We start from the raw sequence: 20,555 nt of genomic DNA, 5'->3' as shown, positions 1-20,555 counted from the left end.
TTTGGGGCCGAAAACTAAACGAAATCAATGACCGAGCAGATCGGGCGCGATCTTCTTGCAGGCGTCAATCAGACCCTGCACCGCGCCGACCGACTTGTCGAAGGCCTCGCGGTCCTTGCCGGCCAGCTCGATTTCGACCACGCGTTCGACTCCCTTGGAACCGATCACCACGGGCACGCCGACATACATGTCCTTCACGCCATATTCGCCATTGAGATAGGCGGCGCAGGGCAGCACGCGCTTCTTGTCCTTCAGATAGCTCTCGGCCATCGCGATCGCGGATGCCGCCGGCGCGTAGAAGGCGGAACCGGTCTTGAGGAGGTTGACGATCTCGGCGCCGCCATTGCGGGTGCGGTCGACGATCTCGTCGATGCGCGCCTGTGAGGTCCAGCCCATCTTGACCAGATCGGGCAGCGGGATGCCGGCAACGGTGGAGTAGCGCACCAGCGGCACCATGGTGTCGCCATGGCCGCCAAGCACGAAGGCGGTGACATCCTCAACACTGACGTTGAACTCATCGGCGAGGAAATAGCGGAAGCGCGCGGAGTCGAGCACGCCGGCCATGCCGACAACTTTCTTGCTCGGCATGCCGGAGGCCTTCTGCAGCGCCCAGACCATCGCGTCGAGCGGATTGGTGATGCAGATGACGAAGGCATCGGGGGCATACTTCTTGATGCCGGCGCCGACCTGCTCCATCACTTTCAGATTGATGCTCAGGAGATCATCGCGGCTCATGCCGGGCTTGCGCGGCACGCCGGCAGTGACGATGCAGACCTTGGCGCCGTCGAGCGCCTCGTAGGAATTGGCGCCAATCAGGCTGGAATCGAAACCGTCGACCGGCGAGGACTGCGCAATATCAAGCGCCTTGCCCTGCGGCACGCCCTCGGCGATGTCGAACAGCACGACGTCACCCAGCTCTTTCAAGCCGACCAGGTGAGCCAGTGTTCCGCCGATCTGGCCGGAGCCAATCAAAGCAATCTTGTCGCGCGCCATGGGAAATCTGTCCTTTGAGCACAAAGAGGAGGATGGATAGCAGACTGGATCGCTGGTTATCCCTTTCGAATGATCGGTTCAAGTCGCGGCCATGCCCAATTGTCGGGCCGGCTCCGCATCCCGATCACAGGCATACCAGCTGCCGTCGGCCTGGAGCATTTCAGGTTTCAACCAGCCCCGTGCTCGAGCCGCTGGCCGTGGAATCCTTTCGCTTCCCGTGCGGGAGCGCCAGATAGGAGGCCGAACTCATTTCGATCAGTCGCGAGGACGTGCGCTTGAACTCGTCGGCCTCGACGCCCTCGGTCGCAAGGTAAAGCGACACCGGGTTCGCTTCGGCGGACGCCATCAGCTTCACGGCATTGTCATAGAGCGTATCAATCAGAGAGATGAAGCGCTTCGCGGCGTTCCGATCGGCCAGATCCATGACCGGAATCCGATCAATCAGAATGGTGTGATAGTCGTGCGCGAGCCGCAGATAATCAGAGGCGGCCAGCGGCTGTTCGCAAATCTCGGCAAAGCTGAAACGCGCAACACCATGCGACGAGCAGGGCACGCGCAGGATGCGTCCCTTGATCGGAATATCGCGCGGCTTGCAGGGCGCTTTGCCGGTCATCCTGGCCCAGGCCGTATTCAGCGCAGCCTCCGCCTCCTCATCGACCGGCACCAGCCACATCTTCCCACCGGCAAGTTTTTCCAGGCGGAAATCGGTGCGCGCATCGAGCCGCAGCACGTCCATGTGCTCGGAGATCTGCGCGATGAAGGGCAGGAACAGCGCGCGGTTGAGGCCGCCCTTGTAGAGATCTTCCGGCGCGACGTTGGAAGTTGCAACTACGACGGTGCCGAGCTCGAACAGTTTCGCGAACAGCCGCCCCAGGATCATCGCGTCCGCAATGTCGGTGACGTGGAATTCGTCGAAGCAGAGCAGCCAAGCCTCATCGAATATCGCCTGCGCGGTGAGCGCGATCACGTCGATATCGGCGATCTCGCCGCGCGCGATCTGCTGCCGGTAGCCGTAGATTCGCTCATGCGCGTCCGCCATGAACTCATGAAAATGGGCGCGGCGCTTGTGCTCGATCGGACACTGCTGGAAGAACAGGTCCATCAGCATGGTCTTGCCGCGGCCGACCTCGCCATGCACGTACAGCCCGTGCGGCGGCCCGTTCTTGTCGCCGCCAAACAACCGTCCAAGCAGGCCCTGTTTGCGCGAGGGCTTGTAGCTTGCAAGGCGGTCCTCGAGCGCGCCGAAGGCGTCGGCGACACGGGCCTGTTCGGGATCGGCCTCGATCGCCCCGGAGTCAACGAGAGCCTGATAATGCGCGCGGAAGGAACTCGGCGAGGTGGACAGCATGCCTCCTTACGGCCCTATGGGACGAAAAATTGCAAGCCGTGAATGGGGCCGGGGCTATGACAAATTCTAACGGCGGTCATGCCCCGGTGGTTGGCCCGGGACATTCTCACGTCGTCATTCGCGTCCTGACCGGAAGCGGGAGGCGGTCACGCGCTCAGCGTGTAGGAATCCTCGATCACATAGGGCCCACCGCCAGTGGAGGCGCGTGAGGAGAACAGCACGAAGCGCGAAGCCAGGAAGGTGCGGCTGGGGAAGTAGCCGCGCACCGAGAGATAGTCGGCGACGTCCTGACTGGAGGCGTCATGCAGCCGCGCCAGCGTGACATGCGGCGTGAATTTGCGCCCTTCCGGATCGAGCCCGATCCGCTGCATCAACCGCTCGTGCTCGGCCTGCAGGTCGATCAGCGGCCTGCTCGGCTCGACGGAGGCAACGACCGCACGCGGCTTGCGTCCGCCGAAACTCGACAGCCCCTGCAGCTTGACCTCGAACGGCTTGCGGTTGATCCGCAGCAGCATCGACGCGATCTCGTTGGCCGAGATGCCGTCGATATCGCCGATGAAGCGCAAGGTGACGTGGTAATTTTCGGGATCGATCCAGCGTGCGCCGGGAAGGCCGCCACGCAAGTCGGAAAGGGTCTGGCCGATCTCGGCCGGGATTTCCAGTCCAGTGAACAGACGCGGCATCGCAAAAATCCTCGATGCGGTAGCTTGAGCTCGAAGAGCCCTCGCTGAGAGCAGACCCGGCAGCGAATCACCGGTGATTATTTCTAGCCGACTTATATGACTCTGCGAAGCATGCGACATTAACAGCTCGTAAACCTACGGAGAACCCGCAAGCCAGACTTGTCCGCTGCTCGTTTTTCAACTCCGCTGCCCGGAGATCGCGCCGACAAATGCCTCCACCGTGGGCAGAATGTTTTTTACGATGATGTCGATGCCGTCGGATGTCGGATGCATGCCGTCGGCCTGGTTGAGCTTGGCGTCCGCCGCGACGCCTTCAAGAAAGAACGGGTAGAGCGGCACGCCGAAAGATTTCGAAAGCTCCGGATAAATAGCATTGAAGCGCGCCGCGTAGTCGCTGCCGTAGTTGGGCGGCGCAACCATGCCACAGATGAGCACCGCGATTCCGCGCGCCTTCAGCCGCGACAGAATGTCGGAGAGCGCGGCACGGGTCACCGCGGGATCGGTGCCGCGCAGCGCGTCGTTGGCGCCGAGTTCGAGGATGACGGCCTCGGTTCCCTCGGGCACCGACCAGTCGAGCCGCTCGCGGCCGCCAGAGGCGGTGTCGCCGGACACCCCGGCATTGGTCATATCGACCTTTATCCCCTTGATCTCCAAAGCTTTTTGCAGCTTCGCGGGGAACGCGGCATTGGCTGGAAGACCAAGCCCGGCGCTCAAGGAATCGCCCAGCACCACCATCTTGACCGGTTTGGCCGCCCCTCCCGTCTGTCCCTCTGCATACGCCGCGCCCGCCGTCATCAAGGCCACAATCAACACAAGTATGTGCACGAACATCGCAATCCGGCCCTCGACCCGCGCGGCGGAAGTGCCATATGACCGAGCCATGGACAGTCTCATCGAACCCTCATCGCTTTCCGGCGTCGCGCCGGACACCATTTCTATTTCCAATGTCAATCTCTCGCTCGGCAGCGGTGCGGCCCGCGTTCATATCCTGAAAGATATCAGCCTTCGTGTGGCATCGGGTGAGGCGATCGGACTGATCGGCCCGTCAGGCTCGGGCAAGTCGACGCTGTTGATGGTAATGGCTGGATTGGAACGCCCTGACAGCGGCGAGGTGGTGGTCAACGGCACGCCCTTCAATACACTGGATGAGGACGCGCTGGCGCGTTTCCGCGGCCGCCAGGTCGGCATCGTCTTTCAGTCGTTCCATCTGATCCCCACCATGACCGCGCTGGAAAATGTCGCCGTGCCGCTTGAACTCGCCGGCAATACCGATGCCGCCGAACGCGCCGCCGCGGAACTGGCATCGGTCGGACTCGGGCACCGGCTGCACCACTATCCGACGCAGCTCTCCGGCGGCGAGCAGCAGCGCGTGGCGCTGGCGCGTGCACTGGCGCCCGATCCAGCGATCCTGGTCGCCGATGAGCCCACCGGAAATCTTGATGAGACGACCGGAAAGCAGATCATCGATCTCTTGTTCACCAAGCATGCCGAGCGCGGCATGACGCTGGTGCTGGTCACCCACGACTCTTCGCTGGCGCAGCGCTGCGACCGCGTGGTGCGGCTACGCTCCGGACGGATCGACGGACAGTCCGCAACATGAGCATTGCCGTCGAGACCGCTACGACAAGCCGCGCACCGTCGCTTGCGCTCCGCTACGCGCTGCGCGAGTTGCGCGGCGGCCTGCGCGGCTTCTATGTCTTCATCGCCTGCATCGCGCTCGGCGTGATGGCCATCGCCGGTGTCGGCTCGGTGGCGGCAAGCCTGAGCGAAGGGCTCACGCGCGAGGGCCGGACGCTGCTCGGCGGCGACGTCAGCTTTTACTTGATGCAGCGCGAGGCCAAGCCAGCCGAAATCGCGTTCCTGCGCACGCATGGCGACGTCTCGGTCGCGGCAACGCTGCGCGCAATGGCGCGCAATGGCGCGGGCACGCTGGCTCTGGTCGAGATCAAGGCCGTCGACGGATCTTATCCTTTGCTCGGCCAACTAACGCTCAATCCGAAGATGCCGGTCCCCGACCTCCTCGCCGAGCGTGACGGCGTGTTCGGCGCTGGCGTCGATTCGACCTTGCTGGCGCGGCTTGACCTGAAGCTCGGTGACCACGTCGCCATTGGCGGTGCCACGTTCCAGATTCGCAGCATGATCGAAGCCGAGCCGGACAAGCTCGTTGGCGGCGTCGGCCTTGGACCCCGCTTTCTCGTCAACGAGGCGGGCTTGCGTGCAACCGGGTTGCTGCAGCCCGGCAGCCTGGTGCGCTGGATCTACCGTGTGAAGCTGCCGGCCAATGCCAATGACGACCGCGCGACCGCCACCTTCATCGATAGCGCGCGCGATGCGCTGCCCGAAGCCGGCTGGGAGATCCGCAGCCGCGACAACGCCTCGCCACAGCTCGAACGCAACATCAACCGCTTCACCCAGTTCCTGACTCTGGTCGGTCTCGCCGCGCTCCTGGTCGGCGGCGTCGGCGTCGCCAACGCCGTCAAAAGTCACATCGATCGCCGGCGCGACGTTATTGCTTCCTTCAAGGCGCTCGGCGCCACAGGCCGCGACGTCTTCGCGATCTATCTGACCCAGGTGATCGTGCTCGCCACCATCGGCTCGGTGATCGGGCTTGTGCTCGGCGCGGCGCTGCCGTTCGTCATTGTCGGCGTATTCGGCAAGCTGCTGCCGCTGCCCGTGGTCCCGGCACTGCATCCCGATGAACTTGCACTGTCGTTCGTCTACGGTCTGTTGACCGCGCTGGCGTTCGGGCTGTGGCCGCTCGGCCGGGTGCACGACGTGCCAGTGGCGGCGCTGTTCCGCGACGCGGTAGCGAGTGAATGGCACTGGCCGCGCTGGAGCTATGTGGCGCTGATGGCAGCGGTGATCGCGCTGCTGATCGCGGTTGCGATCGGACTTTCCTACGACAAGCGCGTCGCCGCCGTGTTCGTCGCCTCCTCCATCGCAGTCTTCGTGCTGCTCCGCTTGATCGCTGCCGGCCTGATGGCGCTGGCGCGGCGTCTGCCGCGCAGCCGCGTCACCATGGTGCGGCTGGCCGTTGCCAACATCCACCGTCCCGGCGCGCTAACGCCATCAGTTGTGCTCTCGCTTGGCCTAGGGCTCGCGGTGCTCGTCACCATTACACAGATCGATGGCAATCTGCGCCGGCAGTTCCTGGCCGCCTTGCCCGATCGCGCACCGTCGTTCTTTTTCATTGATATTCCCTCCACCGAGGCCGACCGGTTCAGCGCCTTCCTCAAGCAGACCACGCCGGACGGCACGGTCGAAGATGTCCCGATGCTGCGTGGGCGCATCGTTGCCGCCCGCGGCGTCAAGGCGGACGAGCTGAAGCCATCGCTCGACGCCGAATGGGTGCTGCAGAGCGACCGCGGCCTGACCTACACCGGCGAGGTTCCCAAAGGCTCGAAGATTGTCGAGGGCGAATGGTGGGGTGCCGACTATCATGGCCCGCCGCTGGTCTCGATGGAGAAGAAGATCGCCGACGGACTGCGGCTCAAAATCGGCGACGAAATCGTCGTCAACGTGCTCGGCCGCGACATTTCGGCGAAGATCGCCAACCTCCGCAACATCGACTGGCAGGGACTTGGCATCAATTTCGTGCTGGTGTTTTCGCCGAACGCCTTCAAGGGCGCCCCGCACAGCCATGTGGCGACCTTGACCGAGGCGCATCCGTCTCCTTCCGACGATGCCCGCATCATCAAGCAGGTCGCCGACGCTTTTCCGATGGTGACGAGCGTTCGGGTCCGCGAGGCGCTGGAGACCATCGGCAGCGTTGTCACCAATCTCGTGCTGGCGATCCGCGGCGCCAGCGCGGTGACGCTGATCTCGGCCATCCTCGTGCTGGGCGGCGCGCTCGCCGCCGGCCATCGCCACCGCGTCTATGACGCCGTGATCCTGAAGACGCTCGGCGCCACCCGCGCCCGCCTGCTGGGTGCCTATGCGCTCGAATACCTGATGATCGGCTTTGCCACCGCGCTATTCGGCGTGTTCGCCGGCTCGATCGCCGCCTGGCTGATCGTCACCCGCCTGATGACGCTGAGCTTCGTCTGGCAGGCCGGCAGCGCCGCGGCGGTCGTGGTCGCGGCACTGATCGTCACGATCGGGCTGGGGCTCGCCGGCACGCTGCTCGCCTTGAACCGGAAGCCTGCCGCAGTGTTGCGGAATTTGTGACAATTTGAAGCGGGGAACGAGGAGCGTTAATGCCGGTTTTGCCTCGAAACGAGGCCCAGAGCGACATTCAGCCGCGCGTGGAAGCTTGCGGCGGTTGTGTTAGTTTCCCACATACAGCTTGGGTCGGATGGACGGTTTGATGACACGGATTTTAATGTCCGCAGGCCGCGCCATCTGAGATAGATTTACAGCCGGCGCCGCAAATCCCTTGCGACCGGAACAACCACGGGAATTCGACAATGTCGGACCTAGACCGTAACTATGCTTCTCCCTTCGGCCGGGCCGCCGGTCGCATTGACACTGCGACGGTCGACGCCGGTCTGCGCGCCTACATGCTGCGCATCTACAACTACATGACCATCGGCCTCGCGATCACGGGCCTCGCCGCGCTCGGCGTCTATATGGCGGCGGTGACGGGGGATCCGTCCGCAGCCGTCGCGAAGTTCGGCAGCGCCTATCTGACGCAGTTCGGTTATGCGATGTTCGTCAGCCCGCTGAAGTGGCTGTTCATCCTGGCGCCGCTGGCGATGGTGTTCGTGATCTCGGCCGGCATCAACCGGCTGCAGCCCGCGACCGCCCAGCTCCTGTTCTGGGTGTTCTCGGCGCTGATGGGCCTGTCGCTGTCGTCGATCTTCCTGGTGTACACGCACACCTCGATCGTGCGGGTGTTCTTCATCACCGCGGCGACCTTCGGTGCGCTCAGCCTCTACGGCTACACCACCAAGCGTGACATGAGCGGCATGGGTTCGTTCCTGTTCATGGGCCTGATCGGCGTCATCATCGCGAGCCTGGTCAACCTGTTCCTGGCAAGCTCGGCCCTGCAGTTCGTCGTTTCGGTGGTCGGCGTGCTGGTGTTCGCGGGCCTTACCGCCTGGGATACCCAGCGGCTGAAGAACGACTATATCTACGGCTACGCCTCGCAGGGTGGCGCGATGGCCGAGCGTGCGGCGATCACCGGCGCACTCTCGCTCTATCTGAACTTCATCAACTTGTTCACGCTGCTGCTGCAGCTCCTTGGACAGCGCGACTAAGCGTCTCCGCTAGAACCATCGATCGAAGCCCCGGCCTCACCGCCGGGGCTTTTGTTTGTGCACTCTGTCCGTCATGCCCGGGCTCGTCCCGGGCATCCACTCCTTTGTAGCCAATGGCGAGAAAGACGTGGATGGCCGGGTCAAGCCCGGCCATGACGGGGCAGGATGGGAACGAAGAGCGTTGATCCCCGCAGGTCCGCTGCTATCTTGCCGCCATGTCCTCAGCCGAGATCAGGCCCGCCACCGAGGCCGACCTTCCCTCCGTCACCGCGATTTACGAGCACGCCGTGCGCTTCGGCACCGCGACGTTCGAGCTGGCCCCGCCCGACCTGGCAGAGATGACGCGCCGCTTTCGGGCGCTGGCAGATGGCGGCTTCCCCTATCTTGTCGCCGTCCTTGACGGACGCGTGGGCGGCTACGCCTACGCCGGCGCCTACCGCCCACGCCCGGCCTATCGCTTCACGGTGGAGAACTCGATCTATCTGGATCCCTCGATCCAGCGCCGCGGCATCGGCGTGCAACTGATGCAGCGACTGATCGCCGAATGCGAGGCCCGCGGCTACCGGCAGATGATCGCGGTGATCGGTGATTCCGCCAACGCCGGCTCGATCGGTGTTCACGCCAGGACTGGTTTCACGCTGATCGGAACCCACCCCAGCGTCGGCCTCAAGTTCGGCCGCTGGCTCGACACGGTGATGATGCAGCGCGCGCTCGGCGACGGCGCGACCACGGTGCCGACCGGGGATCCGGGACGGCGTTAGCTCGCTACACGACCGCCAGCTTGCGGTCGATCACGAGCAACACGCGCTCCAGCTCATGGCCGCGGCGCAGGATCAGGCCGGTCGCCGAGATCACGCTGTACATGCCCTGCTTGCGGGCGAGCCGCGGGTCCTTCTCGATTCGGTAGATCGGGACTTCGGAGGAGCGGCGGAACACCGAGAACACGGCGCGATCCCTCAGGAAATCGATGGCGTAATCACGCCACTCGCCATCGGCGACCATGCGGCCATAGAGATTGAGGATGCGGTTGAGTTCGAAACGATTGAACGTGACGCGGTTCTGTAGTGGGCTTATGGCGGCGGGCCGCGCCGCCGCGCGAAGCCCGCTTGGATCGGTGTCCTCCGATATCATCAAGCGCCTCCTGTCATCCGACTGACATGATTGCGCTAACCAGCCAGCACCGCAAGGGTTCGAGGCTGCCACGCGACGATGTGGGAGAATTTTGCAGAGTCACAGTATCGTTAGAAAGAATCTTATTGCTGCCCCACTTCCGCCCATCGCCCGCCCCGCTGCCTTGCGAGAAGGAAATCCTGCGTTGGCCCGGTCCTTTCGGTTCCGGATTCCTCAGCCCCCAGCCCCCCGGGGTCGTCGGGATCGGGCCTGTTCGCAGGGGAGTTAACTCCCTTTTGACTGGGCCAACGAGAGTTGGTCCTTTTCTTTTTTGGGCTCCACCGCTTCCAGCTTTGTCTCCAAACGCCATTCATAGGCGGCCGACCCGTTGCGCCGCCGAGCGGCCGGCTCTGCGCGAATCCGTAATCCAGATGTGATGGAGCGAGGTTCGAGGCTCGCGTTAAACGCGCAATGACGAAAGGGTCTAAGCTCGATCTTTACCGAAGAGAGGTCATGGCTGCGCCGAGCATCGGGCCCGGCTTGTCGCGATTGCCGTCCTGGACATAGACAACGGCGGCATCGACGCCTTCACGCGAGATGTTCTCGATCGGCACGGTCCAGCTTCCCGCGCTGCCATTCCAATCGCCGACCTTCAGGAAACTACGCACCACGTTGTGGTAGGTGACCTCGCGGCCGCGATTCTCGCCGCGCCCGATCGAGATCGGCACCGCCTTCGAGATCGAGCAGATCCAGACTTCGCCATGCTTGACACGCGGCGCGCTGCTCGCCGCCACCGAGACATTGATCTGCTTGCCGGACAGCGACATGGTTACCGGCACCGACATTACGCCCTCGGTCGCAGTATCCTTCATCGCGGTCTCGATGCCGGCGCGATCGCTGCCGATCACCTTGGCCGATCCATTGACGATGACTTGCGGCGTATAGACGTCGCGGTCGCCGCGCACGTGAGAATAAGCTTTCTGGCGCGCGCTGAAGCGCGAATCGGCCAGCGTGTCCTTCCAGCCGAGATAATCCCAATAGTCGATCGGCATGCTGAGCGCGATGACGCTCGGGTCCTTGGCAAGCTCGCCGATGATCTTGTCGGCGGGCGGGCAGGACGAACAACCTTGCGAGGTGAACAGTTCGACGACCGCACGCGGATCGGCGTGGGCGGGTCGGATGATCGCGATAATGGCGCAAACACTCAGCGCACTGGACCAAAGCGAAAGACGATTATAGGCCATCATCGCTGTCATAGTGAGGACCGATCGTGATGATTTCCATCCGTACTTGTACGGGGCATGAGAGACGACCCTGGAGAGTATGCCCCTGACGTGCGAAAGCGGCCTTTTTCATAGGCCGCCCGCATTTCTCTAGCCATTCACGTAGCAGTGAGACACCGATCACAAATCCGCGCTAGGCTGCGAGTTTGCGCAGCACATAGTGCAGGATGCCGCCGTTGCGATAGTAGTCGAGCTCATCAAGCGTATCGATGCGGCAAAGCAGCGGGACATGCTGCACTGAACCATCGCTGGAGGTGACGTCCGCCGTGAGCATCTGCCGCGGCTTCAGATCGCCCTGCAAGCCGCGAATCGTGACCTTCTCGTCGCCTTTGATGCCGAGCGACTGCCATGACGTGCCCGGCTCGAAGGTGAGTGGAAGCACACCCATGCCGACCAGGTTGGAGCGATGGATGCGCTCGAAGCTCTGGCAGATCACTGCGCGAACACCGAGCAGGCGCGTGCCCTTCGCGGCCCAGTCGCGCGAGGAGCCGTTGCCGTACTCGGCGCCGGCGAACACCACCAGCGGCACGCCTTCCGCCTGGTACTTCATCGCGGCATCGTAGATCGACATCTGCTCGCCGTCGGGCCAGTGCTTGGTATTTCCACCTTCCGGAATGTTGCCGTCGGCGCCCTTGAGCATGAAGTTCTTGATGCGGATATTGGCGAAGGTGCCGCGCATCATGACCTCATGATTGCCGCGCCGCGTACCGTACTGGTTGAAGTCGGCGGGCCGCACCTGGTGCTCGCTCAGGAATTTGCCGGCGGGCGAAGTCAGCTTGATCGAGCCGGCCGGCGAGATGTGGTCGGTCGTGATCTTGTCGCCGAACATGGCGAGGATTCGCGCCTCGACGATATCCGTGATCGGCTCGGGCTCCTTCTTCATGCCCTCGAAATAGGGCGGGTTCTGCACATAGGTCGAGCTCATGTTCCAGCGATAGGTCTCGCTCTCGACCGTCTTGATCTTGCGCCAGTTGGTGTCGCCCTTGAACACGTCGGCGTATTTCCTCTTGAAGATCGACGCGGTGACGAACTTCTTCATGAAGGCGTTGATTTCCTTCGCGGTCGGCCAGATGTCCTTCAGGTAGACCGGCTTGCCGTCCTTGCCCTCGCCGAGCGACTCGACCGCGAGATCCTTGGTCACGGTGCCCGCCAGCGCGTGGGCCACGACAAGCGGCGGCGAGGCGAGATAGTTCGCCTGCACGTCGGGGCTGACGCGGCCCTCGAAGTTGCGGTTGCCCGACAGCACGGCTGCGGCGACGATGCCATTGTCGTTGATCGACTTCGAAATCTCTTCCGGCAGCGGGCCGGAATTGCCGATGCAGGTGGTACAGCCGAAGCCGACCAGGTTGAAGCCGACCTTGTCGAGATCGGCCTGCAGGCCGGAATTGGCGAGATATTCCGCCACCACCTGGCTGCCCGGCGCAAGCGAGGTCTTCACCCACGGCTTCGCCTTCAGGCCCTTGGCAACCGCATTGCGCGCGAGCAGGCCGGCGCCGATCAGGACGCTGGGATTGGAAGTGTTGGTGCAGGAGGTGATCGCGGCGATCACGACGTCGCCATGGCCGAGATCGAAATTGCGGCCCTCGACCGGATAGCGCTTCGCCGCGTCATCGGCCTTCTTGTATTCGCTGGTCAGCGCGGTCGCGAAACCGGTCGCAACCGCCGGCAGCGCAACGCGACCCTCGGGACGCTTAGGACCGGCCATCGACGGCACGACGTCCTTGAGATCGAGAATCAGCTTTTCCGTGAACACCGGATCTGTCGATTTCGCCGTGCGGAACAGACCTTGTGCCTTGGCGTAAGCGGCGACCAGCGCGACGCGGTCCGCCTTGCGGCCGGAGGTCTTCAGGTAATCGATGGTCGCGGCATCCACCGGGAAGAAACCGCAGGTCGCGCCATATTCCGGCGCCATGTTGCCGATCGTCGCCTTGTCCGCGACCGAGAGGTAGTCGAGGCCAGGCCCGAAGAACTCGACGAACTTGCCGACTACGCCCTGCTTGCGCAGCATCTGCGTCACCGTTAGCACCAGGTCGGTCGCAGTGACGCCCTCCTTGAGCTGGCCCTTGAGCTTGAAGCCGACCACTTCGGGCAGCAGCATCGACAAGGGCTGGCCGAGCATGCAGGCTTCCGCCTCGATGCCGCCGACGCCCCAACCGAGCACGGCGAGGCCGTTGACCATGGTGGTGTGCGAATCAGTGCCGACAAGCGAATCGGGATAGGCGACCTCGAAGGTGCCGGTCTTCTTGCCGACCGTCATCTTCTCCTTCTTGGTCCATACCGTCTGGGCCAGATATTCGAGATTGACCTGGTGGCAGATGCCGGTGCCGGGCGGCACCACCGAGAAGTTCGAGAACGCCTTCTGGCCCCATTTCAGGAACTCGTAGCGCTCCTGATTCTGCTTGTATTCCTCGACCACGTTCTTGGCGAAGGCCTTGTTGTCGCCGAAGAAGTTGACGATCACGGAGTGGTCAATAACGAGATCGACCGGCACCAGCGGGTTGATCTTCTCCGCATCGCCGCCGAGATTCTGCATTGCGTTGCGCATCGCCGCGAGATCGACCACGGCGGGGACGCCCGTGAAATCCTGCATCAGCACGCGCGCGGGGCGGAACGCGACTTCGTGCTCGAGCTTGCGCTTCCTCAGCCATTTGCTGACTGCGACGATGTCGTCCTTCTTGACGGTGCGGCCGTCCTCGTTGCGCAGAAGGTTTTCAAGCAGCACCTTCATCGAGTATGGCAGCTTCGAAATGCCCTTCAGACCGTTCTTCTCTGCCGTGGGCAGGCTGTAATAGACGTAGGTCTTGCCACCGACCTTCAGGGTCTTGCGGCATTTGAAGCTGTCGAGCGAGGTCATGCGAGGAAATCCCACTTATTCCGTTATACCCGGTAAGGGTATTTTTCTACCGGCAGCGGCGAGGTCGGCTTCCCGGCTTGCGGGGACCGCTGGTGTGTGCTGCATCAAGTTCCGGGGCTTATAGAATCTTTCTAGAAGCGCCGCCACACCGACAAGCGTGCCGCAGCGTTGCGCCACCCAAAAATTCTCAACGGCTAGCGAAAGATTATTAGAGGGCGTTGACGGGGCATGATGCGGCTCTCCGGAAAAGACTTGCGATGCGTGCGGGGCGGCCGCGAAGTGTTTGCCGGTCTCGGCTTTGCCGCGCCTTCTGGCGAAGCGCTGGCGATCACCGGCCCCAACGGCTCCGGCAAGACCTCTCTGCTGCGCGTGATCGCCGGCCTGCTGGTGCCCTCGGAAGGATCGATCACACTCGATGGCGGCGAGGCTGAACTGACGGTGGCCGAGCAGGCCCACTATCTCGGCCATCGCGACGCGCTGAAGCCGGGCTTAAGCGTGCTCGAAAATCTTTCCTTCTGGCGGGATTTTCTCGGCGGCGAAGCGGACGACGTCGGCCAATGCCTCACGTCGGTCAGCCTCGACCACGCCACGCATCTGCCGGCGGCCTACCTTTCGGCCGGCCAGCGCCGACGGCTGTCGATCGCGCGGCTTTTGGTCGTGCGGCGGCCGGTCTGGCTTTTGGACGAACCGACCTCCGCGCTCGACACCAAAGGCCAGGACGTCTTCGTTGGCCTGATGCGCGATCATCTCACACGCGGCGGTATCGTGATCGCCGCCACCCACACCCCGCTCGGCATCGACGCAACGGAAATGCGCATGAGGGCCGCGCCATGACCGCGCTCTCGGCACTGATTCGGCGCGACATCCGGATTGCGCTCCGCGTCGGCGGCGGTGCGCTGATCGGCGTGTTGTTCTTCCTCACGGTCACTGTGCTGATGCCCTTCGCAGTCGGGCCGGACCTGGCGCTGCTGACCCGGCTGGGACCGGCGATCCTCTGGCTCGGCGCGCTGCTTGCGAGCCTTCTGACCCTCGACCGGCTGTTCATGGCCGACCATGAGGACGGCTCGCTCGATCTCATCGTCATGAGCCGGACACCGCTGGAACTTGCCTGTGCGGCAAAGGCGCTGGCGCATTGGCTCGCCGCCGGGCTGCCGCTGATCGTAGCGACCCCGGTGCTCGGGCTGCTGCTTAATCTGGACGGGACCGCCACTCTGGCGGTGGCATTGACGCTGCTGGCCGGAACACCGGCGCTCACCTTTACCGGCATGATCGGGGCGGCGCTTGCCGTCACGCTGCACCGCGGCGGACTGCTGCTGGCCGTGCTGGTGCTGCCGCTGTCGATTCCGGTGCTGATTTTCGGCGTCGCGGCCTCGCAGGCCGCAATCACGGGCCCGCTGTCGTTCGGAACCCCGTTCTCGATCCTGTGCGCGCTGTCGCTGGTGAGCTTCGTGGTCGGGCCTTTTGCCGCAGCCGCCAGCCTGCGGCACGGGCTGGATTGAGGTCAATCAACTCTTCACGAGAGGTTTTGGGCCAATTGCCTGCGACGCCGGCCGCGACTATCAGAGAAAGCCATGAGCCTGATCGACCTCGCCAACCCCACGAGATTCCTCGCGCTGACCGCGCGCGTGCTGCCGTGGCTGGCGGGCGCGACCGCGATCCTGCTCCTGATCGGGCTCTACCAGTCGGCGATGGCGCCGGACGACTATCAGCAGGGTGCGACGGTCAAGATCATGTTCATCCACGTGCCGAACGCGTGGTTGTCGATGTTCGTCTGGGGCATCATGAGCGTCGCCTCGCTCGGCACGCTGGTATGGCGACATCCGCTCGCCGACGTCGCGGCCAAGACTGCGGCCCCGATCGGCGCCGCCTTCACCTTCCTCGCCCTCGTCACCGGCTCGCTCTGGGGTCGGCCGATGTGGGGCACCTATTGGGAATGGGACGCCCGGCTCACCTCGGTGCTGATCCTGTTCCTGATGTATCTCGGCCTGATTGCGCTGTGGCGCGCGGTGGAGGATCCCTCCCGCGCGGCGCGCGCCGCCGCGGTGCTGACGCTTGTCGGCGCGATCAACATCCCCATCATCAAATTCTCGGTCGACTGGTGGAACACGCTGCACCAGCCGGCATCCGTGATCCGGATGGGCGGACCGACGCTCGACAATGCCTTCCTGATTCCGCTCCTGGTGATGGCGATCGCATTCTCGCTTCTGTTCATCACGCTGCACCTGGCGGCGATGCGGAACGAAATCCTGCGCCGCAGGGTGCGCAGCCTGCAGATGATGCAGGCCAATCAAAAGGCGGCGTGATGGCAGCGCTCGGCCCCTACGCTTCCTTTATCGTGACATCCTATGGGCTGGTGACAGCCGTGGTGGTGTTGCTGATCGTCTGGATCATCGTCGACTATCGCCAGCAGACGGCGCGGCTGCGCGAGCTCGAGGCCAGCGGCGTCGTCAGGCGCTCCGGGCGCGGCGCAGCGGAGATCTAGAGCATGATCCGGAAAAGTGGAAACCGGTTTTCCTCGCGACAAACGCGAAGCATTTGCGCGGAGATCATGCTCAAACAAAGAGACGAGATCATGATCCGATCCCGTCTAATCGGATCATGATCTTATGAGCGAACCTGTTGCCGAAACCGCGCCACGGAGCCGGCGCTGGCTGGTGGTGCTGCCGCTGGTGGTCTTTGCCGCCCTTGCGGCACTGTTCCTGCTGCGACTCTATGGCGGCGATCCCTCGAAGATTCCATCGGCGCTGATCGGCCGGCCGGCGCCGCAGACCGCGCTGCCCGCGCTCGAGGGGCTGGTCAGGGATGGCACGCAGGTGCCCGGGCTCGATCCCACTGCCTTCAAGGGCAAGGTCAGCCTTGTCAATGTCTGGGCGTCCTGGTGCGTGCCATGCCATGACGAAGCGCCGCTTTTGACCGAGCTCGCCAAGGACAATCGCCTGCAGCTCGTCGGCATCAACTACAAGGATGCACCCGACAATGCCCGCCGCTTCCTCGGCCGCTACGGCAATCCTTTCGGCATGGTCGGCGTCGACGCCAACGGCCGCGCCTCGATCGAATGGGGCGTCTATGGCGTGCCGGAGACCTTCATCGTCGGCCGCGAGGGCACCATCGTCTACAAGATGGTCGGGCCGGTAACGCCGCAGAATTTCGAAAGTGTGCTGAAGGTCGAGATCGAGAGGGCGCTGAAAGCCGGGACGTAGTTTTCTCCGTCATTCCGGGGCACGCCAACGGGTCCGCGCAAGGCGCGGCCCGATGACAGGCTCCGCGTGAGCGCCATATCCATTTTGCCACTTGCGCCCGCGGCGCAATGGATTCCGGGCTCGTGCTCCGCACGCCCCGGAATGACGACGGGGAGAGTTCACCCCTTGCTGACGTCCCCTGCCTCCGCCTCGCTTCGTTCCAGCGAGACCGGCTCGAGCTGATAGCGCTTGATCAGCGGCATCTGGGTGACGGCAAACAGCATCGTGAGCGGCACCATGCCGAATACCTTGAAGGTGACCCAGAAATCGGTGCTCTGGGTACGCCAGACGATCTCGTTCACCACCGCCATGGCCAGGAACCACAACGCCCAGCGAAAGGTGAGAATCCGCCAGCCATGCGGGGTGAGATTGAACATCTGGTCGAACATGATCGCGATGAAAGAGCGGCCGAACAGCAGCCCACCACCGAGGATAGCGGCGAACAGCGTGTAGACGATGGTCGGCTTCATCTTGATGAAGGTCTCATCGTGCAAGATCAGCGTCAGCGTGCCGAACACGACGACGACCACCGCCGTGACGATTGCCATCAGCGGCACATGCCGCGTCACGAGGTAAGCTGCAGCTATCGCCACCACCACGGCCACCATGAATACGCCGGTGGCGACGAACAGATTCGATTTGGCATTGACGAAGAAGAAGATGAGCAGCGGGCCAAGCTCGGTCGCGAGCTTGAACAGAGGATGCGGTGCTTTCTTGTCCATTACTCGATCCCTGCGATCGCCTTGGCGAAATCGCGCGCGGCGAAGGGGGCAAGATCATCAACGCCTTCGCCGACGCCGATGAAGTGCACCGGCAATTTGTGCTTCTCCGACAGCGCCACCAGAATGCCGCCCCGCGCGGTGCCGTCGAGCTTCGTCATCACAAGCCCGGTGACCCCAGCAGTACGGTGAAAGGCCTCGACCTGCGACAGCGCATTTTGTCCCACTGTGGCATCGAGTACGAGCAACACCGCGTGCGGCGCCGTGGCATCCACCTTCCGGATCACGCGCACGATCTTTTCGAGCTCGTTCATCAATTCGGATTTGTTCTGCAGCCGGCCGGCGGTATCGATCAGCAGCACGTCGAGCTGCTGCTCCTTCGCCGCGCTCAGCGCATTGAAGGCGAGGCTTGCGGAATCCGAGCCCTGCGCGCCGGCGACGACGGGCGATTTCGTCCGTTCGCCCCAGATCTTGAGCTGCTCGATCGCGGCGGCACGGAAGGTGTCGCCGGCGGCCAGCATCACCTTGCGGCCTTCGGTTGAAAACTTGGCCGCGAGCTTGCCGATGGTCGTGGTCTTGCCGGAGCCGTTGACCCCGACCACGAGGACGACGAATGGCTTTTTCGCCGCGTCGATCTCGAGCGGCTTGGCGACCGGCGCCAGCACTTTCTCGACCTCGGTCGCGACCACGGCCTTGACCTCGTCGGCCGAGATCTCCTTGTCGTAGCGTCCGGCGCCGACGGCGTCTGCGATGCGTACTGCGACATCGGTACCGAGATCGGCGCGCAGCAGCACATCCTCGATCTCATCGAGCATGGCGCGATCGAGCTTGCGCTTGGTGACGAGGCCGGCAACGGCGGCGCCGATCGAACTCGAGGTCCGCTTCAGCCCGTTGGAGAGCCGCTTCCACCAGCTCAGTTTGGGTGCAGTGGTATCGTTCATGGCAAGGGTGTGTTAGCCGTTTCGCCCTGCAAACGAAAGTCTCGACGCGTGAACGATGTTCCACAATTGACGCCGGCGGAAATTGAGGCCCGCGTGCTCCATCGCGATGGTTTGATGCTGGTGATCGACAAACCGGCTGGGATTCCGGTGCATCGCGGCCCCAAGGGCGGCCCAAACCTGGAAGCCTCGTTCGATGCGCTGCGTTTCGGCCTGCCGCGACCGCCGGTGCTGGCCCATCGGCTGGACCGCGACACGTCCGGCTGCCTCGTCCTTGGGCGGCATCGCAAGGCAACCGCCTCGCTAGGCCTGTTGTTCAAGCACGGCAAGATATCAAAGACATATTGGGCCGTGGTCGAGAGCGGACCTGCCGAAGATCAAGGCACGATCGATCTGCCGCTCGGCCGCAAGAACGCCGAGCGCGGCTGGTGGCAGAAGCCGGACCCGGAAGGTCAAAAAGCCGTGACAAACTGGAAGGTGCTCGGCCGCGGCAACGATCTCGCCTGGCTGGCAATGGAACCGGTCACCGGCCGCACCCATCAGTTGCGCGTGCATGCTTCCGCCATGGGCTGGCCGATCGTCGGCGACAATATCTATGGCAACGGACCGCGTTTCGGCGAACCGCGCCTGCACCTGCACTCGCGCGAGCTGCTGATTCCGATCTCGAAGAACAAGGAGCCGATCCGTGTAGTCGCGCCTGCGCCGGCCCATATGCATGAACGGCTGCGGGCGTGCAGCTGGAACGGGGAGTAGGGCATTCTCTCGGGAAAAGAAGACCTTCGCGGTGCTTGTGGGAGAGGGCGGCTTCGCTGTCGGCAACAAACTCGTTAGGGTGAGGGGTTGTCTCCACGAACACCTGTGCCCGTGGAGACAACCCCTCATCCGTCGCGGACTTCGTCCGCGCCACCTTCTCCCACAAGGGGAGGAGGAAGAAGCCGCGCGCCGTCATGGCCGCTGATCGCAAGCGCCCGCACCGTGCCTGGCGTCGCGCCGCTGATCGCGACCGGCAGGAAGTGCTCCGTGCGGCCCTGCTTGTCGCTCTCGATCAGGACCTGGCGCGTCGCACCGACTTCGGCGGCAAGCCGCTTGCGTAACGCCGCTTCGCCCGTCGCGCGCAATCGTTTCGCGCGTTCCTTGATCTCGCCACTGGCCACCTGCGGCATCCGCGCCGCCGGCGTGCCCGGACGCTTGGAATAGGGGAACACGTGCAGGAAGGTCAGATCGCATTCCTCGACCAAAGCTAGCGAGCGCGCAAACATCTCTTCGGTCTCGGTGGGAAAGCCCGCGATGATGTCGGCGCCGAACGCCATGTCCGGCCGCAGTCGCCGCACCTGCGCGCAGAACGCGATCGCGTCCTGCCGCGAGTGCCGCCGCTTCATCCGCTTCAGGATCAGATCGTCGCCGGACTGCAATGACAGATGCAGATGCGGCATCAGCCGAGAATCGTCCGCAATGACATCGAGCAGGTCACGGTCAGCCTCGATGGAGTCGATCGAGGAAATGCGCAAGCGCTTCAACTCCGGCACGTGCTTGAGGATCTGCCGGCTCAATGTGCCGAGCTTGGGCGCGCCCGGCAGGTCGGCTCCATAGCTGGTGAGGTCAACGCCCGTCAGCACGATCTCGACGTGGCCGCGTTCGACCAGCGCACGGACCTGGTCAACCACCGCGCCCATCGGGACCGAACGCGAATTGCCGCGGCCGAACGGGATGATGCAGAAGGTGCAGCGATGATCGCAGCCGTTCTGCACCTGCACGAACACCCGCGGCAGGCCCTTCTGAAAGCCTTCGAGCAGATGCGGCGCCATCTCCTTGACCGCCATGATGTCGGCGACCGCGATCTTCTCGCTCGCCGCTAGTTCAAGGCCCACATCGAACGCGGCGCGCGCATCGCGCCAGGCTGCGCTTCGCGTCTTCTCGTCATTGCCGATGACGCGATCGACCTCGACCATATCAGCGAACATCTGCGCTTGCGTCTGCGCCGCGCAGCCGGTGACGACGATGCGCGCATCGGGACGCTCACGCTTCAACCGGCGGATCGACTGGCGCGCCTGCGCCACCGCCTCATTGGTGACCGCGCAGCTATTGATGACGATGATGTCGGCGAGGCCGGCGTTCTCCGCCTCATGCCGGATCACTTCCGATTCGAACGCATTGAGGCGGCAGCCGAAGGTGACGACGTCGACGGTCATA

20 protein-coding genes are annotated in these 20,555 nt (G+C 63.6%); 10 read left to right on the top strand and 10 right to left on the bottom strand.

The window, feature by feature from the left end; genetic code table 11:
* Positions 1-24: 24 nt before the first annotated feature.
* The 4 genes from mdh to J6497_RS16300 all read right to left on the bottom strand — a co-directional run bounded on the left by mdh (position 25) and on the right by J6497_RS16300 (position 3,849).
* Positions 25-993: a malate dehydrogenase gene (gene mdh, locus J6497_RS16315; RefSeq protein ID WP_225705286.1), complete on the bottom strand. Its 969-nt coding sequence runs from the start codon at positions 991-993 to the stop codon at positions 25-27.
* 160 nt (positions 994-1,153) lie between these two features.
* The gene (zapE, locus tag J6497_RS16310; protein ID WP_225705285.1) at positions 1,154-2,341 is read right to left on the bottom strand and encodes a cell division protein ZapE; all 1,188 of its coding nucleotides are present in this window, start codon (positions 2,339-2,341) and stop codon (positions 1,154-1,156) included.
* Positions 2,342-2,487: 146 nt separating this feature from the next.
* On the bottom strand, positions 2,488-3,024 hold the full coding sequence (gene thpR / locus J6497_RS16305; RefSeq protein ID WP_225705284.1) for an RNA 2',3'-cyclic phosphodiesterase: 537 nt from the start codon (positions 3,022-3,024) through the stop codon (positions 2,488-2,490).
* Between the two features lie 177 nt (positions 3,025-3,201).
* Entirely contained in the window at positions 3,202-3,849 is a 648-nt protein-coding gene (locus J6497_RS16300) for an arylesterase (protein WP_225705382.1), read from the bottom strand.
* Between the two features lie 55 nt (positions 3,850-3,904).
* Between J6497_RS16300 and J6497_RS16295 the strand changes: the two genes are divergently transcribed.
* The 4 genes from J6497_RS16295 to J6497_RS16280 all read left to right on the top strand — a co-directional run bounded on the left by J6497_RS16295 (position 3,905) and on the right by J6497_RS16280 (position 8,983).
* Positions 3,905-4,624: an ABC transporter ATP-binding protein gene (locus J6497_RS16295; RefSeq protein ID WP_225705283.1), complete on the top strand. Its 720-nt coding sequence runs from the start codon at positions 3,905-3,907 to the stop codon at positions 4,622-4,624.
* A complete protein-coding gene (locus J6497_RS16290) occupies positions 4,621-7,191 on the top strand; it encodes an ABC transporter permease (protein ID WP_225705282.1) in 2,571 nt (856 codons plus the stop codon). The genes J6497_RS16295 and J6497_RS16290 overlap by 4 nt, the downstream gene beginning before the upstream one ends.
* Before the next feature lie 239 nt (positions 7,192-7,430).
* Positions 7,431-8,222 carry a Bax inhibitor-1/YccA family protein gene (locus J6497_RS16285; RefSeq protein WP_225705281.1) on the top strand — a complete coding sequence of 264 codons (792 nt, stop codon included), beginning with the start codon at positions 7,431-7,433 and terminating at the stop codon, positions 8,220-8,222.
* Positions 8,223-8,437: 215 nt separating this feature from the next.
* Positions 8,438-8,983, top strand: a complete 546-nt coding sequence (locus tag J6497_RS16280; RefSeq protein ID WP_225705280.1) for a GNAT family N-acetyltransferase — start codon at positions 8,438-8,440, stop codon at positions 8,981-8,983.
* 4 nt (positions 8,984-8,987) lie between these two features.
* On the opposite strand, the gene J6497_RS16275 is transcribed toward J6497_RS16280, so the two are convergent.
* The 3 genes from J6497_RS16275 to acnA form a co-directional block, all read right to left on the bottom strand.
* Positions 8,988-9,353 carry a DUF2794 domain-containing protein gene (locus J6497_RS16275; RefSeq protein ID WP_225705279.1) on the bottom strand — a complete coding sequence of 122 codons (366 nt, stop codon included), beginning with the start codon at positions 9,351-9,353 and terminating at the stop codon, positions 8,988-8,990.
* Between the two features lie 476 nt (positions 9,354-9,829).
* A complete protein-coding gene (locus J6497_RS16270; protein WP_225705278.1) occupies positions 9,830-10,588 on the bottom strand; it encodes a DUF1223 domain-containing protein in 759 nt (252 codons plus the stop codon).
* A 160-nt stretch (positions 10,589-10,748) separates the two neighbouring features.
* Positions 10,749-13,469: an aconitate hydratase AcnA gene (gene acnA / locus J6497_RS16265; protein ID WP_225705277.1), complete on the bottom strand. Its 2,721-nt coding sequence runs from the start codon at positions 13,467-13,469 to the stop codon at positions 10,749-10,751.
* Between the two features lie 231 nt (positions 13,470-13,700).
* Here acnA and ccmA point away from each other — a divergent pair, with 231 nt between their 5' ends.
* The 5 genes from ccmA to J6497_RS16240 all read left to right on the top strand — a co-directional run bounded on the left by ccmA (position 13,701) and on the right by J6497_RS16240 (position 16,669).
* On the top strand, positions 13,701-14,303 hold the full coding sequence (gene ccmA, locus J6497_RS16260) for a heme ABC exporter ATP-binding protein CcmA (protein WP_225705381.1): 603 nt from the start codon (positions 13,701-13,703) through the stop codon (positions 14,301-14,303).
* Positions 14,300-14,968, top strand: a complete 669-nt coding sequence (gene ccmB, locus J6497_RS16255; protein WP_130228364.1) for a heme exporter protein CcmB — start codon at positions 14,300-14,302, stop codon at positions 14,966-14,968. The genes ccmA and ccmB overlap by 4 nt, the downstream gene beginning before the upstream one ends.
* A 72-nt stretch (positions 14,969-15,040) precedes the next feature.
* Positions 15,041-15,772: a heme ABC transporter permease gene (locus tag J6497_RS16250; protein ID WP_225705276.1), complete on the top strand. Its 732-nt coding sequence runs from the start codon at positions 15,041-15,043 to the stop codon at positions 15,770-15,772.
* Positions 15,772-15,951: a heme exporter protein CcmD gene (gene ccmD, locus J6497_RS16245; protein ID WP_249793596.1), complete on the top strand. Its 180-nt coding sequence runs from the start codon at positions 15,772-15,774 to the stop codon at positions 15,949-15,951. The genes J6497_RS16250 and ccmD overlap by 1 nt, the downstream gene beginning before the upstream one ends.
* 124 nt (positions 15,952-16,075) lie before the next feature.
* Positions 16,076-16,669, top strand: coding sequence for a DsbE family thiol:disulfide interchange protein (locus J6497_RS16240; RefSeq protein WP_225705274.1), 594 nt, complete (start codon positions 16,076-16,078; stop codon positions 16,667-16,669).
* A gap of 158 nt (positions 16,670-16,827) precedes the next feature.
* Here J6497_RS16240 and J6497_RS16235 read toward each other — a convergent pair whose 3' ends face one another.
* Both J6497_RS16235 and ftsY read right to left on the bottom strand, forming a co-directional pair.
* On the bottom strand, positions 16,828-17,430 hold the full coding sequence (locus tag J6497_RS16235) for a septation protein A (protein WP_225705273.1): 603 nt from the start codon (positions 17,428-17,430) through the stop codon (positions 16,828-16,830).
* Positions 17,430-18,368 (bottom strand): signal recognition particle-docking protein FtsY, encoded by a 939-nt coding sequence (ftsY, locus tag J6497_RS16230; RefSeq protein ID WP_225705272.1) that lies wholly within the window; start codon positions 18,366-18,368, stop codon positions 17,430-17,432. Before ftsY ends, J6497_RS16235 begins: the two co-directional genes overlap by 1 nt.
* Positions 18,369-18,416: 48 nt before the next feature.
* Between ftsY and J6497_RS16225 the strand changes: the two genes are divergently transcribed.
* The gene (locus J6497_RS16225; protein ID WP_225705271.1) at positions 18,417-19,118 is read left to right on the top strand and encodes an RluA family pseudouridine synthase; all 702 of its coding nucleotides are present in this window, start codon (positions 18,417-18,419) and stop codon (positions 19,116-19,118) included.
* A gap of 125 nt (positions 19,119-19,243) precedes the next feature.
* Here the strand turns inward: J6497_RS16225 and mtaB are convergent, their stop codons facing one another.
* On the bottom strand, positions 19,244-20,554 hold the full coding sequence (mtaB, locus tag J6497_RS16220) for a tRNA (N(6)-L-threonylcarbamoyladenosine(37)-C(2))-methylthiotransferase MtaB (RefSeq protein ID WP_225705270.1): 1,311 nt from the start codon (positions 20,552-20,554) through the stop codon (positions 19,244-19,246).
* Position 20,555 lies beyond the last annotated feature (1 nt).

It is taken from the genome of Bradyrhizobium cenepequi (genome assembly GCF_020329485.1).
In the GTDB taxonomy this organism is placed as follows: Bacteria; Pseudomonadota; Alphaproteobacteria; order Rhizobiales; family Xanthobacteraceae; genus Bradyrhizobium; species Bradyrhizobium cenepequi.
The sequence above is the reverse complement of the archived record's forward strand: the minus strand, read 5'-3'. Positions and strand labels throughout refer to the sequence as shown.

Coding starts and splice junctions, on each gene's coding strand:
- mdh (WP_225705286.1), bottom strand. CDS start 993: ATGGCGCGCGACAAGATTGCTTTGATTGGCTCCGGCCAGATCGGCGGA.
- zapE (WP_225705285.1), bottom strand. CDS start 2,341: ATGCTGTCCACCTCGCCGAGTTCCTTCCGCGCGCATTATCAGGCTCTC.
- thpR (WP_225705284.1), bottom strand. CDS start 3,024: ATGCCGCGTCTGTTCACTGGACTGGAAATCCCGGCCGAGATCGGCCAG.
- J6497_RS16295 (WP_225705283.1), top strand. CDS start 3,905: ATGGACAGTCTCATCGAACCCTCATCGCTTTCCGGCGTCGCGCCGGAC.
- J6497_RS16290 (WP_225705282.1), top strand. CDS start 4,621: ATGAGCATTGCCGTCGAGACCGCTACGACAAGCCGCGCACCGTCGCTT.
- J6497_RS16285 (WP_225705281.1), top strand. CDS start 7,431: ATGTCGGACCTAGACCGTAACTATGCTTCTCCCTTCGGCCGGGCCGCC.
- J6497_RS16280 (WP_225705280.1), top strand. CDS start 8,438: ATGTCCTCAGCCGAGATCAGGCCCGCCACCGAGGCCGACCTTCCCTCC.
- J6497_RS16275 (WP_225705279.1), bottom strand. CDS start 9,353: ATGATATCGGAGGACACCGATCCAAGCGGGCTTCGCGCGGCGGCGCGG.
- J6497_RS16270 (WP_225705278.1), bottom strand. CDS start 10,588: ATGACAGCGATGATGGCCTATAATCGTCTTTCGCTTTGGTCCAGTGCG.
- acnA (WP_225705277.1), bottom strand. CDS start 13,469: ATGACCTCGCTCGACAGCTTCAAATGCCGCAAGACCCTGAAGGTCGGT.
- ccmA (WP_225705381.1), top strand. CDS start 13,701: ATGCGGCTCTCCGGAAAAGACTTGCGATGCGTGCGGGGCGGCCGCGAA.
- ccmB (WP_130228364.1), top strand. CDS start 14,300: ATGACCGCGCTCTCGGCACTGATTCGGCGCGACATCCGGATTGCGCTC.
- J6497_RS16250 (WP_225705276.1), top strand. CDS start 15,041: ATGAGCCTGATCGACCTCGCCAACCCCACGAGATTCCTCGCGCTGACC.
- ccmD (WP_249793596.1), top strand. CDS start 15,772: ATGGCAGCGCTCGGCCCCTACGCTTCCTTTATCGTGACATCCTATGGG.
- J6497_RS16240 (WP_225705274.1), top strand. CDS start 16,076: ATGAGCGAACCTGTTGCCGAAACCGCGCCACGGAGCCGGCGCTGGCTG.
- J6497_RS16235 (WP_225705273.1), bottom strand. CDS start 17,430: ATGGACAAGAAAGCACCGCATCCTCTGTTCAAGCTCGCGACCGAGCTT.
- ftsY (WP_225705272.1), bottom strand. CDS start 18,368: ATGAACGATACCACTGCACCCAAACTGAGCTGGTGGAAGCGGCTCTCC.
- mtaB (WP_225705270.1), bottom strand. CDS start 20,554: ATGACCGTCGACGTCGTCACCTTCGGCTGCCGCCTCAATGCGTTCGAA.